We start from the raw sequence: 21486 nt of genomic DNA on the forward strand, positions 1-21486 counted from the left end.
CCCTAGCCCAGCACACCGCCAACAAAGCCATAACCGGTGCTGTTTACCGTATCCGCGTGTTTTTTCACATAAGCATTGAGGTTGGTGCGCGATGCCATGACCGCATCAACCCGGCCGTTGAGCTGATCGGCGAAGGTTTCCGGGCCGGCCTGATAGGTACGGATAGTCGCGACATCACCGAGGTATTTGTTGAGGAAATCGGCCTGAATAGTAGCGACCTGCACCGCAATGGTTTTGCCTTTGAACTTCGCCTTCAGCGCGTCGATGGCTTTGTTCATACCGGCTTCATCGGTAGCCTGTACCACTTCACCGTTGCCCGGCAGGGTATCCACTGCGCTGCCCTTCAGCGTGACGAAGCCCGAAACGCTCACGGTGTACTGATGGGTAAAATCCACCACTTCTTCACGTTTTGGCGTCACGGTGACGGCATCGACCACCGCATCATATTTGCCATCAGCGAGGCCGGGGATCAGTCCTGACCATTTCTGCGCGACGATTTCATATTTGAACCCCGCGCGTTTCGCCAGTTCGGCCACCATATCGGGCTCGTAGCCGACAATTTTGCCGCTCGGCGTGGACTGGTTAAACGGCGGATAGGCCGCTTCGGTGGCGAATTTTAACGTGCCGAAATCTTTTGCCTGAACCACAGCGGCAGCAGCAAGCAGCAATCATTGCTTGCGCGCCGCTTTCCGGCGTCTCTTCCGCCGGCTGAAAAATCAGCCGCAACGTGCCGTGCAGCTGGCTGCGCAGGTCCGCCAGAATTGCCGCGACGCCGAGCAGCGTGGCAGTATGGATATCGTGGCCGCAGGCATGCATTTTACCCGGCCAGATGCTGCTAAACGGCAGGTCGGTCTGCTCATGAATCGGCAGCGCATCCATATCGGCGCGCAGCAGCACGGTCTTGCCGGGCTGCGCGCCGGTAATGTCCACCATCACGCCGGTGCGGCCCACGCCGGTTTGCGGCGTCAGCCCCAGGCGCAGCAACTCCTGTTCCACAATGGCTGCGGTGCGGACGGTGTCGAAACCGAGCTCCGGATGTGCGTTAATATCGCGCCGGATGGCGATGAGGTGCGCCTGCATGCTTTCACTTCTGGCGCTGATATCCTTGGCTAAAAGAATTTTATGATCGGTCATGGTGGTAATACGGTTATGCAGGCTGTCGCCTGGCCGTTATGGCATTTTTATGAAATTCAGCGTTTTATTTATTCACAGCCCTCAGTCGATTTTAACGCACAATTCCTTACCTTAATTGCTGAATTTGCGTGATATTTTTCTAAAACCCTGCCTGTGCAGGATAAACCTTATAAAATGCATGCTCAGTCAGTTATAACATTCATAATTCGGAGGCGAACATCAGTTTTACTGATTTTGTTATTGAACATAAAAGCATCGCTTTGCTCAGCCATCAATCTTTGCTCTGGTCCACCTGACTGAGTAGCCACGCAAGAACCGCGCTCACTGTTGCCTGCTCACGCGGGCGACGCGGAGCCACCAGATACCAGCCGGTATCAACGGGCATCTCACGATGCCAGGCGGGAACCAGCCGACCGCTGGCCAGATCGTTCTGCACAAAATGCGGGCTGGTCAGTGCGATACCCTGACCACTCAGCGCCGCCTCCAGCGCCAGCGCCGTTTGGTTGAAGCGCAGATGATGCTGATGCTGCAGCGACTGGCCGGGGAACATAAACGCCGGCCACAGGTGGTGGCCATCATGCAGCAGCGGATAACGCAGGCAATTTTCTGGCTGCGCTGCATCACCGTTTTGTGCCAGCAGCGCCGGGCTAACCACCGCCAGCACCGTCTGACTGAAGAGCAGCGTGGCCTCCAGGCCGCTACCAAACGGCGGTCGGCCATAGCGCACCGCTAGGTCGACGCCTTCATGGTGGAACTGCACCAGCCGTTCAGAGGCCAGTACGCGCAGATCGATATCCGGCCAGGCCGCGGTAAATGCCGGTAAACGCGGCAGCATCCAGCGGCTGGCAAAGGTCGGCGTTACGCTCAGCGCTAGGCGATCCGGCTCCGGGCGCAGCGTGCGCGTGGCCTCATCAATCAGCTCAAACGCCTGTCGAATGTGCACCGCATAGCCCGCACCGGCAGCGGTCAGCGCCAGCGAACGCGGCAACCGATCGAACAGTTTCAGGCCCAGGCTGGCCTCCAGACCGCGAATATGCTGCGCAACCGCACCCTGCGTCACGCCGAGCTCTTCAGCGGCGAGGCGAAAATTAAGGTGCCGCGTCACGGCTTCAAATACCCGTAGCGCATTCAGCGACGGTAATGCCTGAAAGCCCTGATTCATCCTGTAGTTTTCCTATCGTCAATTGCCAGCTGAGCTGACTCTCTGCTGTATCTCCCGGCCATTATACTGGCATGACAGGCTTTTTATTTTATGAGGTTATTCACATGACAGTAGAAAAATTTGCGGTGATTGTCGCGGGTGGCAGCGGTATGGGCGCGGCGGCAGCGGAGAAACTGGCCAGCGAGGGTTTCAGGGTCGCGATTCTTTCCTCATCCGGTAAAGGCGAGGCGCTGGCGAATCGTCTGGGCGGGCTCGGCATTACTGGTTCGAATCAGTCAGTAGACGATTTGCAGCAACTGATTGATGCCACTCTGGCGCGCTGGGGACGTATCGACGTGCTGGTTAACAGTGCCGGTCACGGTCCGCGCGCGCCGATCCTCGAATTAAGTGATGACGCGTGGCAGCAGGGAATGGAAACCTACTTCCTCAACGTGGTGCGCGCTGTACGTCTGGTCACGCCGATTATGCAGCAGCAGGGTGGCCAGTATCATTAATATCTCATCGGCATGGACGTTTGAACCCACCGAATTGTTCCCGACCTCGGCCGTATTCCGTGCTGGTCTGGCTTCTTTCCGTAAAATTTTTGCCGACACCTACGCAGCTGAGAATATTCGTATCAACAACGTCCAGCCAGGCTGGATTGATAGCCTGCCGAAAACGGATGAACGGCGCGAAAGCGTGCCCATGCAGCGCTACGGCACTGCAGCAGAAGTGGCGGCTGACATTGCATTTCTTGCTTCGCCCGGCGCGGCATATATCACCGGGCAGAATATACGCGTGGACGGCGGCGTCACGCGCAGCGTGTAATCGGCTTTGCTGTGCCTGATGGCCACAGCGGCACCTGATGTCCGCTGTGGCTACCGCACCTGCTGATGAGTTTTCAAGACTGGTCTTGTCGTTTCGCGGCCTTACAACACGTCAGAATGTTCTTATTCGCTGACAGAATTTTCTGTTCTCAGCTGCCGGATATTCCCTGTAAAACTTTCTGATTTGAGGTCGCTATGCCACTGCTTCTCCGTATGCGTCTGAACACGCTGCTGACTCCCGAACGCCATCTTGTCTGGCGTTTTCTACTGACGGGCTGTGCATTTTTCTGGATTCTGCTGGTGGTTGCCGTGATGGGGCAGCGCTGATTAGTTGCTGGCTGTTGTTAGGGATGATTATGGTATTAATGTTATCGCCGCGCCTCAGTGCGCTGCTGAGTTTTTCCCGCCGGTTACTGTGCCAGCTGGCACTGGCTGCCAGCCTGCTGTTCTGGATTGGCGTGGTGGCGGCAACCGTCATTGCGTACTGACCTAATGTGCCTGTAGCCGCGCGGATAACTGTTCCGGCGGCAGCAGTGCAAATGCGCGTTTCATCATCCGTGCCTCGTCAGCCGGGGTGCGACCAAACATCCGCTTAAACTCCCGGTTAAACTGTGAATCACTTTCATAACCGACGCGTGCGGCGGCACCGGCGGCGGTGAGATTATCGCGGATCATCATCAAACGCGCCTGATGCAGCCGCAGCGACTTAAGATACTGAATCGGCGAGGTCTGCGTGACGCTTTTGAAATGCAGATGGAAGCGCGGAACGCTCATGCCCGCTTCGCTGGCCAGATGCGGCACATCCAGCGGTTGCTGCCAGTCAGCATGAATGCGCTGCAAACGCTCGCGCGATGCGGCCAAAATGCCCCTGATAGGTCAGCGCTGCGCGCACCGCACCGCCCTGCTCACCCAGCAGCACACGAAAGCAAATCTCTTCCACCCGTGCCGGGCCTAAAACCTGCGCTTCCAGCGGATCGCTCAGCGCCTGCAACAGGCGCAGCGTGCTGTCCGCCAGCGTCTCATTTACCGGCGTCGAAATAATGCTGGCCGGTGTTTCCGCCAGCGGAATGTCTGCCGCTGCGACCTGCGTCACCAGTCGCGCCAGCGTGGCCGCATCCAGACGGATAGCCAGTCCCAGCAACGGTTCGGCCGAGGTCGCTTCAGTCTCAGCGGAGAACGGCAGCGGCACCGACAACACCAGATAGTGCTGCGCGTCGTAGCGATACATTTTGTCGGCAAGAAACGCCCGCTTCGAGCCCTGACAGATAATGATGATGCTCGGCTCATAAAGAACCGGCGTGCGCGCCCACTGCCGGTCGGCACGCATAAAGCGCACGCTGTCGAGCAGTGAAGCGGTGTAACCTTCCTGCGGTGCCAGCTGGCGCAGCAGCGCGCAGGTCTGCTGTTGTACGGATTGCGACATAACGGGTTTCCGGTGAGAGGTTCAGGCAAAGCATAGCCAGGTTTCTTCCCTGCACACAACAGTGACGAGAGAATCAGGCAATGATGCGCCACAATCCGGTCTGTTCGCTTTAGCCCGCGTTTTCCACAATAGCCTCGTCAACCAACACGAGGAAACCACCATGTCTCATTCCAATGCGAAAGTGATTATTCTGACCGGCGCCAGCAGCGGCATCGGCGAAGCGATAGCGCGTCTGCTGGCCAGTCAGGGGCATAAACTGGTGCTGGGCGCGCGCCGTACCGATCGGCTGGCAATACTGTGTGATGAACTGCGTGCCAGCGGCGCGCAACTGGATTATCTGGCCACCGACGTGACGCAGCGTGCCGATACGCAGCAGTTGGCCGATTTTACCCGCGATAAATATGGTCGGGTTGATGTGATGATCAACAATGCCGGCGTTATGCCGCTGTCGCCGCTCAGTTCGCTGAAGGTGAATGAATGGGACCGTATGCTCGACGTCAACGTGCGTGGCGTACTGTACGGCATCGCTGCCGTGCTGCCGGTCATGGAATCGCTGCAAAGCAGCCATATCATCAATATCGCCTCGATTGGTGCGCTGGCGGTATCGCCGACGGCAGCAGTATACTGCGCCACAAAATTCGCCGTTCGCGCCATTTCGGATGGCCTGCGTCAGGAATCGCGCCAGCTGCGTGTGACGGTAATTAATCCCGGCGTGGTGGAATCGGAACTGGCGGACACCATCACTGACGAGACCGCTCGCGTGGCCATGCAGAGCTATCGGCAGATTGCGTTAAAACCCGAAGCCATTGCGCAGGCGGTGAGCTGGGCCATTAATCAGCCAGGCGAAGTTGATGTCAATGAGATCACGGTGCGCCCTACTGCCAGCGCACATTAAGGCGGATTGGGCATGGCGATTTCAGGCTGAAATCGCCCTAGCCTGCGCGTCTGGTGACAGCGCGCGCAGGCCATCACGGTTACAGCCAGCCCGCTTTTTTCAGCCGCCACCACATAACGAAACAGATCACCAGCGTGACCGCCAGCGCCGCCGGATAGCCAAAGTGGCTGTGCAGCTCTGGCATGTCTGAGAAGTTCATACCGTACATACTGAAGATGATGGTCGGCAGAATCAGGATTGCCCCCCAGCCGGCCAGCTTTTTATTCACCTCACTCTGCTGAACCGAGACCAGCGCCAGATTCACCTGCATGGCGCTGGCCAGCGTTTCGCGCATATCTTCGGTATCAATCATTACGTGGTGCGCGTGATCCTGCACGTCGCGCAGATAGGCGCGCAGATTTTTCGGAATGATATCTTCATGGAAGCGCACCAGCTGCGGGCAGATCTCTGTGACCGGCATCGCCGCATTGCGCAACGACAGCAGTTGCCGCCGCAAATGGTAAACATTCTCCAGCGTGACGCTGTCAAAGCGGGTCGTGAACATGCCGTCTTCTAGGTCAGCAATACGTTCACTCAGCGATTCGGTGATTTTGCTGTAGTTGTCGACGATAAAATCGAGAATGCAGTAGAGCGCATAGCCGGGTCCCTGGCACAGCATGGCATGATTTTTCTCGGCTTTGGCGCGGATCGCTTTATAGCCCTCAACCGAACCGTGACGCACGGTAATCAGAAAATTTTTGCCGAGGAAAAAGTGGGTTTCGCCAAAGCTGATGCGCTGGCGCTCTTCCATGTGTGCGGTTTTCACCACGATAAATACCGATTCACCGTACTGCTCAATCTTGGGCCGCTGATGCGCCACCAGCGCATCCTCAATTGCCAGCTCATGCAGACTAAACTCCTCCTGCAGCGTTTGCATGAACGCCGGATCGGGTTGATACAGGCCAAGCCAGACGAACGATTTTTCCTCTTTCAGCACTTCGCTGATTTGATCGACTTCGACATGCTCTTCGCGTTTGCCGTGGCGATACACCACGCAGTTAATCACCATTTTCGCGTTGTCCTTGTTGTACTCACTATCCCTAATCATAGCTGCAAAGCAGGTGCCAGTGCGCCGTCATCTTTGCGCTCGCCATCTCTCCGCCGCTTACGGCACGCCAAAATAGCGCAGCAGCGCCGTCATCACAGCCGCACCGATGATTACGAGTATCAATGGCGCGCCAGCTCGGGCAAAATTGCCGAAATCACCACCGTCATTAACAGCATTGCTTTCCAGACCAACATCCTGGCGTTAAACGCAGCAGTAGAAGCGGCACGCGCCGGTGAGCAGGGACGCGGCTTTGCCGTGGTCGCCAGCGAGGTGCGCAGTCTGGCGCAGCGCAGCGCTCAGGCGGCCAAAGAGATCGAAACCCTGATTGGCGAATCGGTCGCGCGTATCAGCAGTGGTTCACAGCTGGTGGGTCAGGCCGGTAAAACCATGGATGAAATTGTGCATTCCGTCGGCAACGTAACCAGCATCCTCGCCGAAATCGCGCAGGCATCCGATGAGCAGAATCGCGGGATTTCGCAGGTCGGCGTCGCTATCGTTCAGATGGACAGCGTAACGCAGCAGAACGCCGCGCTGGTGCAGGAATCATCGGCCGCCGCCAGCGCACTGCGCGATCAGGCGTCGACACTGGAAGGCTCGGTCGCACGTTTCGTAGTGCAGTAAGCGGATTTTCACTGACAGAGAGAGCGGGCGCGATGCCCGCTCTTGTCAGCCCCGCGCGGTTTGTTTTTCGCATCACTTGTTGTCATCACGGCAACTCCAGCAGTTGCGTTACGACACTGATGGTCCGACTACAACGGCGTTACCTGACCGGTTGCTGGATGAAAAAGCGTTTGATTCGCTGTCCATACAACCCAACCGACAGTCCGGTAATAATCAGTATCAGCGCCACGATTTTCATCGGAGAAATAGCTTCACCAAATATCATCATCGAACCGAGGATGCCGAATACCGGCACTAGCAGCGATAATGGCGCGACCGTAGATACAGGATACTGTTTAAGCAATGAATTCCAGATCCAGTAGCCTAATAACGTATTGGGTAGACCTGAAACAGAATGGACAATATCGCACGGGTATCCATATGGCTGATTAATACGCTATAGCCCGTACTGCCATTAATTAATCCGTCCAGCAGAAAAAGCGGAAGCGGCGAAAAGGCGCTCGACCAGACCAGAAACGCGAATACCTGCTTCGTGCCGGTTTTTTTCATGATGATATTGGCAATATTCCAGGCTATTGCGCCCGCCAGCACCAGCAGCAACCCGGCAAACGTCACAGAGCCGTCGGTAATAAACACAATGCTCATCAATCCGCTGCATGCCAGCACAAAGCCGACGATTTGATAGCGGCTGAGCTGTTCTTTGAATACATAACTGCCGAGCAGCAAAGTGAAAAAGGCACTGAACTGCAGCACCAGCGATGCAATCCCCGCCGAAAGCCCGGTTTTTATCCCCAGATTGACCAGGCCCCACAAGCCAATGCCGAACACCAGTCCATAGCCAATAAGGTAGCGCCACGGGACGTCAGGTTTTTTAATAAAGAATAGCGCCGGGATGGCACACAGCGTAAAACGCAGCCCTGCCAGAATAAAAGGATCGATGGCGTGCAGCCCTAATTTAATCACCGAAAAATTAATGCCCCAGATTGCGGTAATACCCATGGCCAGCAGCAGGTGTGATAATTTCATGGTTGACGTGTTCCATACCAGAGAATAAGTGCGCAGGCACTGACCAGTGCACCCCCGCCGCACACTGAATACCATCCCCAGTGCGCATAGAGTTGGGTGGCAGTAATAGCGCCCAGCGCGCTGCCTGCCGCATAAAAACACATATAGGCACCGATAAGCCGGCTGGTGATAGCGGGTTTGCCGGCAATCAGCATGCTCTGGTTGATGACATGCACCGTCTGCACGGCGAAATCCAGCATGAGCACGCCAATAACCAGCAACAATAAAGAGGCCTGCGTGAAGGCGATGGGGAGCCACGAGAGCGTTAGTAAAACCAGTGCGCATCCGCTGGCGCGCTGTCCTGTTCCCCTGTCAGCCCAGGCGCCACTTCTGGAAGCCGCCAGCGCTCCGGCTATCCCAGCCAGACTAAACAGCCCTGTTTGCGTATGGGAAAGCGACATGGCCGTGAGCGGCAAAACCATGGAACTCCACAACATGCTGAACGCGGCAAAAATCAGCAGAGCCAGCGCGCCGCGCTGACGCAACAAAGGCTCGGTGACGAAAAGACGCGGGACAGACCACTGCAGCCCGGCCACGGAAGTGGCTGTGTTCTGCAGACCGGCAGCAGGTATCACTTTCACCAGCAGCACGGTAATCAGCAACATTAGCGTGGCTGAGGTTATATACACCGCCCGCCAGCCGGCGATATCGGCGATAATGCCAGAGACCAAGCGCGCCAGCAGTATTCCCATGACGATACCACTGGTAACGCTGCCTACCACCTTGCCACGCTGAGCCGGTGCCGACAGGATAGCGGCCCACGCCACCACGGTTTGCGTCACCACCGCTATCACACCCACCAGCAGCATCGCCACCAGCAGCGCCAGAAAACTCTCTGCTAACGCCGCAGCGATCAGTGCCAGCACCGAAAACAGCAGGTGTGTGACCACCAGCTTTTTGCGATCAAAGCGATCGCCGAGCGGCACCAGCAAGAACAATCCCATGGCATAACCCGCCTGCGTTGCCGCCGTGATGACAAGGCCTATGGTGCCGGGCGAAACCTGCAGCGTTGCGGAGATTGATTCCAGCAATGGCTGGGCAGAATAGACATTGCCGACAGCCAGCGCGCAGGTCAGTGAGAACAAAAAAATGATGTGAGGCGACAGCACTGAGGTCGTCGGCGGAGAAAGAGGCGCCTCAGAGGTTGCAGGGGTATCACTGGTGCAAGTCATGTTGCATCCCTGTGTGGTTTTTTTTGAAACCGTTTTATTCTATAAGTATCAGCGGCGTTTTTTTTGCAACTTGTTTTGCTGAAGGCTAAGCTGCCGTCAGTAAATCAGCAGAGTAAGAGAGAAGATGGCCAAACAGGAAGCGCTCAGAACCAGCGAATGCCCGGTCGCCCGGACCGTGGAGTTGATTGGCGAACGCTGGTGTCTGATGATCATCCGTGAAGCGTTTGATGATGTGCGCCGCTTCAGTGATTTCCAGAAAAACCTTGGGCTGGCAAAAAATATCCTGGCTTCACGGCTGAAACTGTTGGTTGAAGTCGGTGTGCTTGAGAGTTGTCCGGCGTCAGATGGCAGCGCCTATAAGGAATATTTGCTGACCGAACGGGGACGAGCCGTCTTCCCAATCGTCGTGGCAATGCGCCAGTGGGGAGAGCGTTATCTGTTTGAAAAAGGCGAAATTCACTCGGTATTGCTGGATAACACCAACGGCGAACCGTTACCTGAACTGGCAGTGTATTCTGCCCGGGGAGAACGACTCGATCCCGCCGACTGTCATCGCCAGCGCGTCATAGCCGGTAATCGCGCTGATCAGGCTTCGTCGATCCTGAAATAACTGGGGTTGAGGAGTCGCATCAAACCGATCCCGCTTGTTCAATCACCAGCACCCGGGCTACGCCCTGCGGATGTGCGACGTGTTCAGTGCCTTCGCTGGCATAAAAAATATCGCCGGCGGTTAATCGTTTGGTTCTCACTTCACCCGCTTGTTTGTAGAACATGTCAACGCAACCATCCATAACGGCAAACACCTCTTGTCCATCATTGATATGCCATTTGTAGGGTTGATCGGTCTAGTGCAGTTTAACGCTGGTTTTTTCGAAGCTGGCAATATGCTGAGACTCCCAGGCTTTGGGACCCGTAAATTCTCTGCTGCTGTAAAAATTCATGTTTGCATCCTGTGTGCTGCTGCGGTGATAGCTCACACATGAAATAGCAAAAGGCAGCGCCGCGTACCAGATTCAGGGATTGGCTTGTCCTGATTTGGCACCAGCGCGTCCCGTTTTTGCTGCCGGGATGCCTGCTTAACGCACAATGAGTTCATTAAGCAGGCTATCAAACCGGTGAACGGAGGGCATAACCGCGCGGCGGCGTCGCTGCCGTTCAGAAGGGAATGAAATGGCTGCGAATCACCGTGGTGGCGTCGGTAAAATGCACCACATCTGCCATGACCCTTTTGGTTTGTTCGGACTCCAGCGCCCGGTTTACATCCTGCTGACAGGCAAACGTGTAAACACCGATGGAGAGCCAGCCGCTGCGGTCTGAAGCGGGATAGAACGCTTCCGCCGAAATGAGCCCATAATCCTGCCAGCACGCCAGCGCCAACGGCAGATGCGTGTGGGTATAATAGTTGCGGTCAAAGCGATGGGTTTCATCGCCGACGCACACCACCATCATCTGATGCATCCTTTTCTCCCGTTAACGCATGCCGCCTGACGCCATCATCACCTCGCCCGTCACCCATCCGGCATCGTCGGAAGCGAGATAAGCCACAATCGGCGCAATATCCTGCACCTGGCCAATACGGCCAAGCGGCGTCTGGCTTTCGTTCCAGCGCTGAAACTCCGATCCCATCGCGCCAGTGCTGTGCGTGCCTTCGGTTTCGATTAATCCCGGATTGACCGCGTTGACGCGGATACCGCGCGGGCCGAGTTCGCGCGCCAGCACGCCGGTAATGGCATCAATCGCGCCTTTGCTGCCGCTGTAGATAGCGCTCTCCGCCAGAAATACCCGCGTCACGAATGAGCTGATGTTGATAATGCTGCTGCCCTTGCCCATATGTGGCACGGCGGCGCCCGTCACCAGCAGCGGCCCGAGCACATTGATGTCAAATTGCTTGCTGCTGCAGCAGTTCGGGATTATCGAAATCTTTACCCAGCTGATTGGCGCTGTAGTGCAGCTGCGACTGCGCCAGCTAGAAAAAAACTTCGGTGGTGGCCGCGCCAGCTTGGTGGCGTACAGCGTATTAGCCATTGTGATGACGATACTGGTGATCGCCAGCAGCGCAATCAGCGTGCGCAGAGCAGTTTTTGGCCGGATGCGCGTTAACATGGCGCAACCGCCCTGGTGAGTAGCTTCATAAGTTAGCGTGCCTGACTATCTTGTTATAATTGGAGGCGTTTACCTTGGTGAGGTAACAGACAATTGTACACCTCTGAGCCAAATTGACTACGACGCAGACCCTCAGGAACGCTTTTTTATTGTGCTATTACTGGTGCTAATCAATTAAACCCTGCGCATCGTAAAACGGCCACGGTCTTGGATAATCGCCGATCGCGCACAGATGCGTACTCATCCCCTGCTGCGGCTGCCAGCGATGCAGCAGAAAACCCGGCGGTTCCAGCACAAAGTTCGCCGGACCGTTGTCACGCAAATCCAATGCCACCTGATGCGACACACCGGGCGCCACGCAGGCCAGCGTACCGGCAAAACGCGCCTGCACCGAGCGGTGCAAGTGGCCGCTCAACACCCGTTCAACCTAGGGATGCTGACCAACGATGGCGGCCAGCGCCGCCGGATTGCGCAGCGGCTGCCGATCCATATGGCCAATGCCGCTCAGGAACGGCGAATGATGCAGCAGCACCAGCGTCGGCAAATCAGGTTCACGCGCCAGCCATTGCAGCTGTGCGTCATCGATGTCGCCCCACGGCTGATGCGGCACGCTGGAGTCGAGCGCCAGCAGCTGCAGATGATTCACACGCATCTGCCAGTTGAGCGTTTCGCCGTGCTGCAGGTAATGATGCTTCGGAAACGCGGCGCGCAGCTGCTGGCGATCGTCGTGATTGCCCGGCATCAGCAGGAACGGCAGTTGCAGATGGCGCAGCGCCTCGCGCAGCGTCTGGTACTCTTCCGCAGTGCCAAAATCCACTAGGTCGCCGGTAATCACCACCGTATCCGGTCGCGGCACCAGCTGATTCAGCGTGTCGATCACCCGCAGCAGCGCGGCGTGCGTATCGACTTTTTTATAGGAGAGACGACCATGGGTCTTGATGTGTAAATCGCTGATTTGCGCAATCAGCGTCATTGCGTCAGTCACAACAGCTCCTTATCAGGCAGAAAAGTGCAGCGCGGCATCCTGCGCCAGCGTCCAGCTTACCGGCTGGCCGGCGTGCTAGGCTTCGCGCGCGTGGCGATCAACCTGGATCGGCGCCGCCAGCCCGATATCAATGCTCAGCCGCTGCGCTGCGCCGAGAAAGGTGGTCCCGAGGATGAAACCAGGGCGTGCGTAGCGCTGGTCCGCCGCCAGCAGCACATCCTCCGGGCGGCAGAAATGCTGCGGATTGCCGTGCGCATCGACCCCGACACAGTTAATCGCGCCGACAAAATCCGCGACAAACTGTGACGCCGGGCGCTGGTAAATATTTTGCGGCGTATCAATCTGCACTAGACGACCCTGCTCCATCACGGCAATGCGATCGCCCAGCGCCATCGCTTCCTGCTGATCGTGCGTGACGTATACGGCGGTGATCGCCAGCTGTTTCAGCAGCGCGCCAATCTCCAGCCGCAGCCGATCGCGCAGGCGCGCATCCAGCGGCTCATCAAACAGCAGCACCTTCGGACGCGCCGCCAGCGCACGAGCCAGCGCTACGCGCTGCTTTTGACCGCCTGACAGCTTGTCGATGCTGCGCTGCGCCAGTGCGCTGAGATCCACCAGTGCCAGCATCTCCTGCACGCGCGCGTCGCGTTCGGCGCGCGCCACGCCCTGCACTTTCAGGCCGTAGGCGACGTTCTGCGCCACGTTGAGATGGGGAAACAGCGCGTAGTTCTGGAACACCATGCCCACGTTGCGTTTCTCAATCGGCAGGGCGGTCACGTTATGATCGTCAAACCACACTTCGCCGCCGTCGTCACAGCGCTCCAGGCCACTGATGATGCGCAGCGTGGTGGTTTTGCCACAGCCGGACGGACCGAGCAGCACTAGGGTTTCGCCAGGCTGCACCGTCAGATCGAGCGGCTGCAGCGCCAGCTGGTGATTAAAGTGCCGCGCACAGTTGCGCAGCGTAACGGTTACGGCCGCAGGGTTCATGCCGCCTCCTTATCAGCACGCGTGAGCGTACGGTTGAGCCAGTGATTGACCGCGTTGAGCATCAGCAGCAGCGGCAGAATCAGCAGAATAAAGATCAGCGTGTAGGCCGATCCCACTTCCAGTCGCATTGAGGCATAGCTGTCTGCTAGCCCCACCGGCAGCGTTTTTTGTCAGCGGCGTATGCAGCATCCAGGTTATGTTGAACTCGCCCACCGACAGCGTGATCACCATAAACGCCCCGGCGAGAATGCCGTTGCGACAGTTGGGCACCACCACGGTAAAAAAGCGCTGCCACAGGCTGGCACCGAGACTAGCCGCCGCCTCTTCCAGCCGCGGCATCTCCAACGCCTGCACCGGGCGCAGCATAAACGGCAAGGTAAACAGCACGTGACCGATCAGAATGAACAGCCAGCTATCGCGCAGGCCGGAGAACTGGCCGTACAGCAGGATGATGCCCAGCGCGGTGGCGAGGCCCGGCAGCGCAACCGGCAGCATCAGGCACTCTTCGATGCGCGCCGCCCAGCGCCGCGGCGCTTTTAACAGCCCCCACGCTGCCGGCACGCCGATCAGCAGTGTGATCAGCAGGGCAGGCCAGCGCAATCAGCAGCGACAGCCAGAAGGTGTCTGCGTAAAGCTGCCACACCTGTGTCACCCACTTCAGCGTCAGGCCGCTGCGCAGGCCGGTAAAATAGTTGTTGGTCACGCCGGCCAGCATCGACAGCACCACCGGCACGATCATGAACAGCGCGGTGAGCACGGTGACCAGCAGTTGCAGGCTGAACAGGCCGCGACGTCTCATGTCACCATCCTGATGGGCCAGTCGGCGCGCCAGCATCAGCGCCAGCCAGGCGACGCCGCCCATCACCACCGACAGCGCGGCGGCGGTAGCGAAATTGGCGTAGTTGGTGAATTCGCCGTAAATGGTCAGCGGCAGCACCGCCAGATCGGTGCCCAGAGTAAACGCGGTACCGAACGCACCCATGCTGGTGGCAAAACAGAGCGCGCCGGTGGAGAGCAGCGCCGGCTGCAGCCCCGGCACAATCACATCCCAGGTGATGCGCCACTGACTGGCGCCCAGCGAACGCGCCGCCTCTTCGAGAGAACGGTCGAGTTTTTCACTCGCCGCCACCAGCGTGATGATGGCGCGCGGCAGTGAAAAATAGAGATAACCAATAAACAGGCCGGTAAACGAATAAGCCAGCATCCAGCGCTCGTGGAACAGCGACAGACTGATTTGCGCCAGCAGTCCCTGACGGCCCGCCAGCATCACCACCAGAAATCCCACCACCACGCCAGGAAAGGCCAGCGGAAACGTCAGCAGCGCCAGCAGCGTGCTGCGTCCGATAAAGCGCTGGCGCGCCAGGAAGCAGCCGACTGTCGCGGCGATGGCCAGCGTCACTAGCGTGACGGCGAGCGACAGCAGCACGGTGTTCAGCAGGCTGAGCAGGTAGTATGGCTGCGTCAGTACCGTCCAGTAGCCGCTGTGCCGGGTGCTGCGGTCGTCCTGCATTGCCATCTGCAGCAGCCGGACAAACGGCAGCAGCCAGAAGACGCAGAAGAACAGCAGCGCCGGCAGCGTCAGCCATAGCCAGCGACTGCCGGCCAGGCGCGGTGTCCGGCGGCACGAAGCCGCTAGGGTGTCCGTCATCGCCATCAGCGAATCTCACTCAGATAGCGCGCCGAGAAGGCTTTCTGCGCAGCCGCCATCTGCTGATAGTCAACGGTTTGCGCACGCGCATACTCGCTGTCCGGCAGGAAATTAGGATGCTGGACGCATGACACTTCTCCTTAACCAAAGACGCGATTACATCTGTAAAAAGGCATAGCCCTGATTTTCCAGCGTCGACACCGTGGTCGGGCTGGACAATGCATGAATCACCGACCGGTCGATCCAGTCGCGCGGATAGTGATGGAACGCCACCGACTGATCGCACACCGAGACTTTGACGCCCAGCTTGTTCAGCGCGCCAATCAGCGCGAGGTTGGGGTTACCGACGCCGTAAAACTGCTTAAAATGCGCGTTATCCAGCGTGGCGGGCGTGGCATCGCCGGTCATCGACACCACAAACTGCAGCTGTTCGGCCGGTACGCCAGCGGCGATGTACCGATTGACCACGTGCGCCACGCGCTCCAGCCCGAGGTTAGGCCGTTTGATATCGCCTTCATTGCGGGTCAGCTGGAATACCACTTTGTTGCTCAGCCCCACCGCCGGTTTAAACGCGGCGTCGGCTTCATAATTAATTTTGCCGTAGCCCGCGACCGCCGGCGTGCTCCAGAACCCGTCCGGATCGGCAGGTTCAGCGGAAAAATGGCCCGCGATGCGCTGGTAAAGGTCATCGCTTTTGATTACGGCGGCACCGACCATCCCACCCACGATGGCAATCAGGGCATAGGAAACAACAGAACGCATAGAAACTCTCCGGCATGCACTGCGCGTTAATTCACAGTCCGTTTGAAAAAGTGCTTTATCTATACCACAGCGCGCGGCGGGCAAAACGCCTGTACTGGCGGGCTGTCCGGCGTTTGGCTGCCAGGAAAAATCATCGCGCCAGCTGATTGAATAAGGCTGTTGATTGAGCTGTGCGGGCGAGTTGAAAAATAGCTGGCCGGAAACACCGGCAGTAAATATGGAGATGGATGGACAGCACATGACAGCTCCCCATCGTGCGGGTTAGTACTGTCATCGCGCAACGCCAGTTGACCAGTGAGCAAAACCTGACCATTCATTTCTGGGCTTGTGACGCAGGGCCAGAGTAGCACGATAAAAATTGCTGATGGATAAAGCGGGCCAACCGTGGGTTTTCAGGCGTGTTTTTCAGAGTAAACTTGGAAAAAACCATGCCAGATTCAATTATTTTGAGCAACTTTACGTAACTTTAATTTCATCAGTGCGCTGCGCCTTTTTCTTTTGCCTTTTCGCTATTCAATTTTTTGCTACAAATTTCGCGTCAGTCAGCCATTCTTTGCCATCACTTTAATGTGACGGCGGCATTTGCTTGTATCCTCACTGTGGTTAAGATAGAGCCGCGGCAGAAAAGGAAACGCCGCCACAGAACATTGGCATGACTTTCCTGTCCAATGGCAGGAGACTTTTACAGGATCAAGGCATGTTTAACCGGTTGAAAAAATCAGTGCTGGCGGCCCTTATTCCTGCGCTGCTGCTCACGCCTGCGGTCGGTGTCCGCGCCGATCTGAGCGACAATTTGCCCGACATGGGCACCACGGCAGGCTCCACGCTCTCAATTAATCAGGAGCTGCAGATTGGCGACTTCTACGTGCGCCAGCTGCGCGCCAGCGCGCCACTGATTAACGATCCGCTGCTCAATCAGTACATCAATGAACTCGGCCAGCGGCTGGTGGCACACGCCCATTCAGTGCGCACGCCGTTTCACTTTTTCCTGATTCAGAATGACGAGCTCAACGCTTTCGCCTTCTTTAGCGGCAATGTGGTGCTGCACTCGTCGCTGTTCCGCTATACCGATAACGAAAGCCAGCTGGCCTCGGTGATGGCGCACGAAATTTCGCACGTGACGCAGCGCCATCTGGCGCGGGCCATGGAAGAGCAAAAGCGCAGCGCCTCGCTCAACTGGGTCGGCGCGCTGGGTTCGATTCTGCTGGCGCTGGCCAGCCCGCAGGCCGGAATGGCGGCACTGACCGGTACGCTGGCAGGTACGCAGCAGGGCATCATCAGTTTCACGCAGGGCAATGAACAGGAAGCGGATCGCATCGGCATTCAGGTGCTGCAGCGCGCCGGTTTCGATCCGCAGGCGATGCCCGCGTTTCTGCAGAAGCTGGCCGATCAAAGCCGCTTATCGTCAAAACCACCGGAAATTCTGCTGACGCACCCGCTGCCCGATAGCCGCTTGGCCGACGCGCGCAACCGCGCCAACCAGATGCGTCCGATGGTGGTGCAGTCGTCCCAGGATTTCTATATGGCGAAGGTACGCGCGCTGGGTATGTTCGCCACCGGCCGCAATCAGCTTACTGACGACTTGCTGAATGAGTACGCCAAAGGCAACACGCGGGAACAGCACGCGGCGCAGTACGGCAAAGCGGTGCAGTTTTTGCAGGCGAAAGATTTTGCCAATGCGAAAAAGACCATCGCGCCGCTGCTGGCGAAGCAACCGGATAACCTCTGGTTCCTTGATATCATGACCGATATCGACATCGGTCTGAATCAGCCGCAGCAGGCCATCAGCATGCTGAACGCCGCCCGCGGCAGCAAGACCAGTCCGGTGCTGCAGCTTAACCTGGCGAACGCCTACGTCGAGGCGAAGCAGCCGGCCAACGCCAGTCGCATCCTTAACCGCTACACCTTTGCGCACCCTGACGATCTCAACGCATGGGATTTACTGGCGCAGGCCTCAGCCGCGCAGGGGCTGCGCGATGAGGAGCTTTCGGCACGGGCCGAAAGTCTGGCGCTGAACGGCCAGCTCGATCAGGCCATCACCTCCCTGAGCAGCGCCAGCGCCCAGGTGCCGCTCGGCAGCCTGAAGCAGGCGCGTTACGATGCGCGTATCGATCAGTTCCGCGAGTTACAGCGGCGTTTTAAGCAGTATGAAAAAGGGTAAATAGCCGGTTACGTTGGTGGATGGCCGGCAGGATTTCGGTGCGCATGAATGCGCACCCTACGGTCGTCAGATAAACCATTTCATCTATTCGCAGGGTGCGCATTCATGCGCACTTGGCAACAATGGATTACGCAGGATAAAAAACATGGTCTGTATTTATCACAATCCGCGCTGCAGAAAGAGCCGCGAAACCCTCGCGCTATTGCAGCAACAGGGCATTGAACCGCAGGTGGTGCTGTATCTCGACACGCCGCCGGACATCGACACGCTGAAAACGCTGCTGCAACAGCTGGGCATGCACAGCGCGCGCGAGCTGATGCGCCGTGGCGAGGAAATCTATAAAACGCTGGGGTTGGCCAGTAACGATCTCAGCGAACAACAGCTGTTACAGGCGATGGTGGAGCATCCAAAACTGATCGAGCGGCCGATTGTGATTCAGGGCGACCGCGCACGCATTGGTCGTCCGCCGGAAGCGGTACTGGAGATTCTCTAAAGCCCCAGCGCCTCTTTAACGAATGGAATGGTCAGCTTGCGCTGTGCGCTGATCGAAGCGCGATCGAGACGATCAAGCGTGTCAAACAGCGTGCGCATTTCGCGGTCGAGGCGTTTCAGCAGGAAACGCCCTACGTCTTCCGGCAGCTCAAAGCCGCGCAGGCCGGCACGCAGCTGCATCGCCTGCAGTTTGTCCTCGTCGGACAGCGGCTGTAAGCGGTAAATTTGTCCCCAGTCGAGACGTGACGCTAGATCCGGCAGGCCCAGATTGAGCTGACGCGGGGGACGATCGCCGGTGATCAGCAGGCGGGTTTTGCCGGTTTCCAGAATGCGGTTGTAGAGATCGAAGATGACCATCTCCCACTCGGCTTCGCCGGCGATGCACTCAATATTATCAATGCACACCAGCGCCAGATTCTCCATGCCTTCCAGCACTTCCGGCACGAACCAGGTGCGCTTATCAAGCGGCACGTAACCCACCGCTTCGCCGCGCGCGGACATTTCGGCACAGGCTGCGTGCAGCAAATGGCTGCGGCCACCGCCTTCGCGCGACCAGAAGTAGAGATAGCTGCCGTGCTGTTGCGCCAGCGCGCCCTGCAGCGCCGCCAGCAGTGACGGATTTTCCCCCGGCCAGAAACTGACGAAGGTTTCATCATCGGGTAGATAGAGTGGCAGTGAAAGCTGTGCCGGCGTGTTCAGAAGTACCTCAACGGATGAGCGGGCAGAAAACCGGGCAAGTTTATCACGATCCTCCGCAGAGATGAACCGGGCTTCCCTGCCCGCAGGATCCTTTAAAGCTCGCGTTTTTCTTCCGCGTCCAGCACCACCTCTTCCGGACGTAACAAACTGATTACACGGAAAATCAGCGCCAGGCCAACGCCGACGATGGTGGCGAGCGCCATGCCCTTCAGCTCGGCGGCACCCACGTGCACTTTCGCGCCGCTGACGCCAATGATCAGGATCACCGAGATGAGGATCAGGTTCTGCGCTTTGTTGTAGTCGACTTTGGATTCAATCAGCACGCGAATACTGGAAGCGCCGATCACGCTATACAGCAGCAGCGACACGCCGCCCATCACCGGCACCGGGATCGCCTGAATCGCAGCCGCCAGTTTACCGACGCAGGAGAGTAGAATGGCGAAGATCGCCGAACCGCCGATCACCCAGGTGCTGTAAACGCGGGTGATCGCCATGACGCCAATGTTTTCACCGTAGGTGGTATTTGGCGTGGAACCAAAGAAGCCGGAGATCATGGTCGACAGGCCGTTGGCGAAAATTGAGCGATGCAGGCCCGGATCGCGAATCAGGTCCTTCTTCACGATGTTGGCGGTGACCACTAAATGACCCACGTGCTCGGCAATCACCACCAGCGCTGCGGGCAGGATGGTCAGCATGGCGGCCCACTCAAAGCGCGGCGTGTAGAAGGTCGGCAGCGCAAACCACGGCGCGTTTTCCACCGTACTCCAGTCAACGATACCCATCGCCGACGACAGCGCATAGCCGACCAGCACGCCAATCAGGATGGGGATAATGGCGAAGAAGCCACGGAACAGCACGGAGCCAAACACCGTCACCGCCAGCGTCACCAGCGAAATAATAATGGTTTTACTGTCCGCTGTGGTGCCGTCAGCGGGCAGCAGCCCGGCCATATTCGCCGCCACGCCAGCCAGTTCGAGACCGATAACCGCCACGATGGCACCCATCGCGGCCGGTGGGAACATGACATAGAGCCAGCCGGTGCCGACTTTCTTCACAATCAGCGCCACGATGCAGAACAGCGCGCCGCACAGGATAAAGCCGCCAAGCGCCACTTCATAACCGAGCGGCAGCAGCAACACCGGCGAGATAAAGGCAAAGCTGGAGCCAAGATAGGCCGGGATTTTGCCTTTACAGATAAACAGATACAGCAGCGTGCCGACACCGTTGAACAGCAGCACGGTAGCCGGGTTGATGTGGAACAGAATCGGCACCAGCACGGTGGCGCCGAACATGGCGAACAGGTGTTGCAGGCTGAGCGGAATGGTTTGCAACAGTGGCGGGAGTTCGCTAACGCCAATGGCTCTGCGAGTCATCATTTATCCCCTTCCCTTCGTTCTTTGGCTTATAGCGGCGTTGGCTGCGCTCGCTCACCCGAATCACTTACTTATGTAAGCTCATCGGGATGAACTTGCTTGCCGCCTTGCTCTAATCCAAATTACTCGGGATTATTTGTTGGTGTTTTTGCCAAAAAAAGCCGACTCTCTGGCCGGCTGGTTTATTTATTTGGTTCCGAAAATCTTGTCGCCGGCATCGCCGAGGCCCGGGATAATGTACCCCTTCTCGTTCAGGCCCTGATCGATTGACGCGGTGTACAACTCAACGTCCGGATGCGCTTTCTCCAGCGCGGCAATGCCTTCCGGCGCGGCCACCAGCACCAGCACTTTAATGCTGTTGCAGCCGGCTTTCTTCAGCAGATCGATGGTAGCGATCATCGAGCCGCCGGTCGCCAGCATCGGATCAACCACCAGCGCCATACGCTCTTCAATGTTTGAGACCAGCTTCTGGAAGTAAGGCACCGGCTCCAGCGTTTCTTCGTCACGGTAAACGCCCACCACGCTGATGCGCGCGCTCGGTACGTGTTCCAGCACACCTTCCATCATGCCAAGGCCAGCACGCAGAATCGGGACGACGGTAATTTTTTTGCCTTTGATTTGATCGACGTCGACCGGACCGTTCCAGCCTTCAATGGTCACGCGCTCGGTTTCGAGATCGGCGGTGGCTTCATAGGTCAGTAAGCTGCCCACTTCCGAGGCCAGCTCGCGGAAGCGCTTGGTGCTGATATGATGCTCACGCATCAGGCCCAGTTTATGTTTGACCAGCGGGTGTCTGACTTCCACGATCTTCATGATTATTCTCCCGGAATTGAGTTGAGCTAAAAAAAATCGCCGGATTATACTGCCTTTTTACCGCCGCGCCACCGGTGATTGGTCAGGTAACGTGC

General features: G+C 57.6%; 15 protein-coding genes and 13 pseudogenes. 8 read left to right on the forward strand and 20 right to left on the reverse strand.

Annotated elements, in window-relative coordinates; genetic code table 11:
- Positions 1-2: 2 nt before the first annotated feature.
- The 3 genes and pseudogenes from AC6I8M_RS00525 to AC6I8M_RS00535 all read right to left on the reverse strand — a co-directional run bounded on the left by AC6I8M_RS00525 (position 3) and on the right by AC6I8M_RS00535 (position 2296).
- A complete protein-coding gene (locus tag AC6I8M_RS00525; RefSeq protein ID WP_010618162.1) occupies positions 3-647 on the reverse strand; it encodes a transporter substrate-binding domain-containing protein in 645 nt (214 codons plus the stop codon).
- Positions 648-663: 16 nt separating this feature from the next.
- Positions 664-1134, reverse strand: a pseudogene (locus AC6I8M_RS00530) (M20 metallopeptidase family protein); the annotation flags it as partial.
- Positions 1135-1405: 271 nt separating this feature from the next.
- Positions 1406-2296, reverse strand: a complete 891-nt coding sequence (locus tag AC6I8M_RS00535; protein WP_010618165.1) for a LysR substrate-binding domain-containing protein — start codon at positions 2294-2296, stop codon at positions 1406-1408.
- A 104-nt stretch (positions 2297-2400) separates the two neighbouring features.
- Between AC6I8M_RS00535 and AC6I8M_RS00540 the strand changes: the two are divergent.
- The 3 genes and pseudogenes from AC6I8M_RS00540 to AC6I8M_RS00550 all read left to right on the forward strand — a co-directional run bounded on the left by AC6I8M_RS00540 (position 2401) and on the right by AC6I8M_RS00550 (position 3590).
- Positions 2401-3103 (forward strand): annotated as a pseudogene (locus AC6I8M_RS00540) (SDR family oxidoreductase).
- A 194-nt stretch (positions 3104-3297) separates the two neighbouring features.
- Positions 3298-3429: a hypothetical protein gene (locus AC6I8M_RS00545; protein ID WP_318285019.1), complete on the forward strand. Its 132-nt coding sequence runs from the start codon at positions 3298-3300 to the stop codon at positions 3427-3429.
- Positions 3430-3458: 29 nt separating this feature from the next.
- Positions 3459-3590 carry a hypothetical protein gene (locus AC6I8M_RS00550; protein ID WP_318285020.1) on the forward strand — a complete coding sequence of 44 codons (132 nt, stop codon included), beginning with the start codon at positions 3459-3461 and terminating at the stop codon, positions 3588-3590.
- Between the two features lies 1 nt (position 3591).
- On the opposite strand, the pseudogene AC6I8M_RS00555 reads toward AC6I8M_RS00550, so the two are convergent.
- Positions 3592-4525 (reverse strand): annotated as a pseudogene (locus tag AC6I8M_RS00555) (AraC family transcriptional regulator).
- Positions 4526-4685: 160 nt separating this feature from the next.
- Here AC6I8M_RS00555 and AC6I8M_RS00560 point away from each other — a divergent pair.
- Entirely contained in the window at positions 4686-5420 is a 735-nt protein-coding gene (locus tag AC6I8M_RS00560) for an SDR family oxidoreductase (protein WP_010618170.1), read from the forward strand.
- A gap of 79 nt (positions 5421-5499) precedes the next feature.
- On the opposite strand, the gene corA is transcribed toward AC6I8M_RS00560, so the two are convergent.
- On the reverse strand, positions 5500-6468 hold the full coding sequence (corA, locus tag AC6I8M_RS00565) for a magnesium/cobalt transporter CorA (protein WP_498013844.1): 969 nt from the start codon (positions 6466-6468) through the stop codon (positions 5500-5502).
- 168 nt (positions 6469-6636) lie between these two features.
- Between corA and AC6I8M_RS00570 the strand changes: the two are divergent.
- Positions 6637-7128, forward strand: a pseudogene (locus AC6I8M_RS00570) (methyl-accepting chemotaxis protein); the annotation flags it as partial.
- A 139-nt stretch (positions 7129-7267) separates the two neighbouring features.
- On the opposite strand, the pseudogene AC6I8M_RS00575 reads toward AC6I8M_RS00570, so the two are convergent.
- Both AC6I8M_RS00575 and AC6I8M_RS00580 read right to left on the reverse strand, forming a co-directional pair.
- A pseudogene (locus tag AC6I8M_RS00575) lies at positions 7268-8154 on the reverse strand (EamA family transporter).
- Positions 8151-9365, reverse strand: coding sequence for an MFS transporter (locus AC6I8M_RS00580; protein ID WP_498013619.1), 1215 nt, complete (start codon positions 9363-9365; stop codon positions 8151-8153). The pseudogene AC6I8M_RS00575 and the gene AC6I8M_RS00580 overlap by 4 nt, the downstream one beginning before the upstream one ends.
- 124 nt (positions 9366-9489) lie before the next feature.
- Here AC6I8M_RS00580 and AC6I8M_RS00585 point away from each other — a divergent pair, with 124 nt between their 5' ends.
- A complete protein-coding gene (locus AC6I8M_RS00585) occupies positions 9490-9975 on the forward strand; it encodes a winged helix-turn-helix transcriptional regulator (RefSeq protein WP_010617894.1) in 486 nt (161 codons plus the stop codon).
- A gap of 19 nt (positions 9976-9994) precedes the next feature.
- Here the strand turns inward: AC6I8M_RS00585 and AC6I8M_RS00590 are convergent.
- The 10 genes and pseudogenes from AC6I8M_RS00590 to AC6I8M_RS00635 form a co-directional block, all read right to left on the reverse strand.
- Positions 9995-10306 (reverse strand): annotated as a pseudogene (locus tag AC6I8M_RS00590) (cupin).
- A gap of 214 nt (positions 10307-10520) precedes the next feature.
- Positions 10521-10823, reverse strand: coding sequence for an EthD family reductase (locus tag AC6I8M_RS00595; RefSeq protein ID WP_058948670.1), 303 nt, complete (start codon positions 10821-10823; stop codon positions 10521-10523).
- 12 nt (positions 10824-10835) lie between these two features.
- A pseudogene (locus tag AC6I8M_RS00600) lies at positions 10836-11255 on the reverse strand (SDR family NAD(P)-dependent oxidoreductase); the annotation flags it as partial.
- Positions 11254-11468 (reverse strand): annotated as a pseudogene (locus tag AC6I8M_RS00605) (diguanylate cyclase); the annotation flags it as partial. The pseudogenes AC6I8M_RS00605 and AC6I8M_RS00600, both read right to left, overlap by 2 nt.
- Positions 11469-11634: 166 nt before the next feature.
- Positions 11635-12441: pseudogene (locus AC6I8M_RS00610) on the reverse strand (phosphodiesterase).
- A 90-nt stretch (positions 12442-12531) separates the two neighbouring features.
- Positions 12532-13443: pseudogene (locus AC6I8M_RS00615) on the reverse strand (ABC transporter ATP-binding protein); the annotation flags it as partial.
- A pseudogene (locus AC6I8M_RS00620) lies at positions 13440-14242 on the reverse strand (ABC transporter permease). The pseudogenes AC6I8M_RS00620 and AC6I8M_RS00615, both read right to left, overlap by 4 nt.
- Before the next feature lie 18 nt (positions 14243-14260).
- A pseudogene (locus AC6I8M_RS00625) lies at positions 14261-15097 on the reverse strand (ABC transporter permease); the annotation flags it as partial.
- Positions 15097-15201: pseudogene (locus AC6I8M_RS00630) on the reverse strand (ABC transporter substrate-binding protein); the annotation flags it as partial. The pseudogenes AC6I8M_RS00630 and AC6I8M_RS00625, both read right to left, overlap by 1 nt.
- Before the next feature lie 46 nt (positions 15202-15247).
- Positions 15248-15853: a DsrE family protein gene (locus AC6I8M_RS00635; protein WP_010617595.1), complete on the reverse strand. Its 606-nt coding sequence runs from the start codon at positions 15851-15853 to the stop codon at positions 15248-15250.
- 697 nt (positions 15854-16550) lie between these two features.
- Here AC6I8M_RS00635 and bepA point away from each other — a divergent pair.
- The gene (gene bepA / locus AC6I8M_RS00640; RefSeq protein ID WP_498013620.1) at positions 16551-18014 is read left to right on the forward strand and encodes a beta-barrel assembly-enhancing protease; all 1464 of its coding nucleotides are present in this window, start codon (positions 16551-16553) and stop codon (positions 18012-18014) included.
- A gap of 145 nt (positions 18015-18159) precedes the next feature.
- The gene (gene arsC / locus AC6I8M_RS00645) at positions 18160-18507 is read left to right on the forward strand and encodes an arsenate reductase (glutaredoxin) (protein WP_010617597.1); all 348 of its coding nucleotides are present in this window, start codon (positions 18160-18162) and stop codon (positions 18505-18507) included.
- Here the strand turns inward: arsC and hda are convergent.
- The 3 genes from hda to upp form a co-directional block, all read right to left on the reverse strand.
- Complete coding sequence (gene hda / locus AC6I8M_RS00650; RefSeq protein ID WP_041387204.1) at positions 18504-19205, reverse strand: DnaA inactivator Hda; 702 nt, start codon at positions 19203-19205, stop codon at positions 18504-18506. The two genes, arsC and hda, sit on opposite strands and share 4 nt — an antisense overlap.
- Before the next feature lie 92 nt (positions 19206-19297).
- A complete protein-coding gene (uraA, locus tag AC6I8M_RS00655; RefSeq protein WP_498013845.1) occupies positions 19298-20578 on the reverse strand; it encodes a uracil permease in 1281 nt (426 codons plus the stop codon).
- Positions 20579-20764: 186 nt separating this feature from the next.
- Positions 20765-21391, reverse strand: coding sequence for a uracil phosphoribosyltransferase (gene upp / locus AC6I8M_RS00660; RefSeq protein ID WP_498013621.1), 627 nt, complete (start codon positions 21389-21391; stop codon positions 20765-20767).
- Positions 21392-21486: the final 95 nt, after the last annotated feature.

This window comes from Type-A symbiont of Plautia stali, from assembly GCF_059731155.1.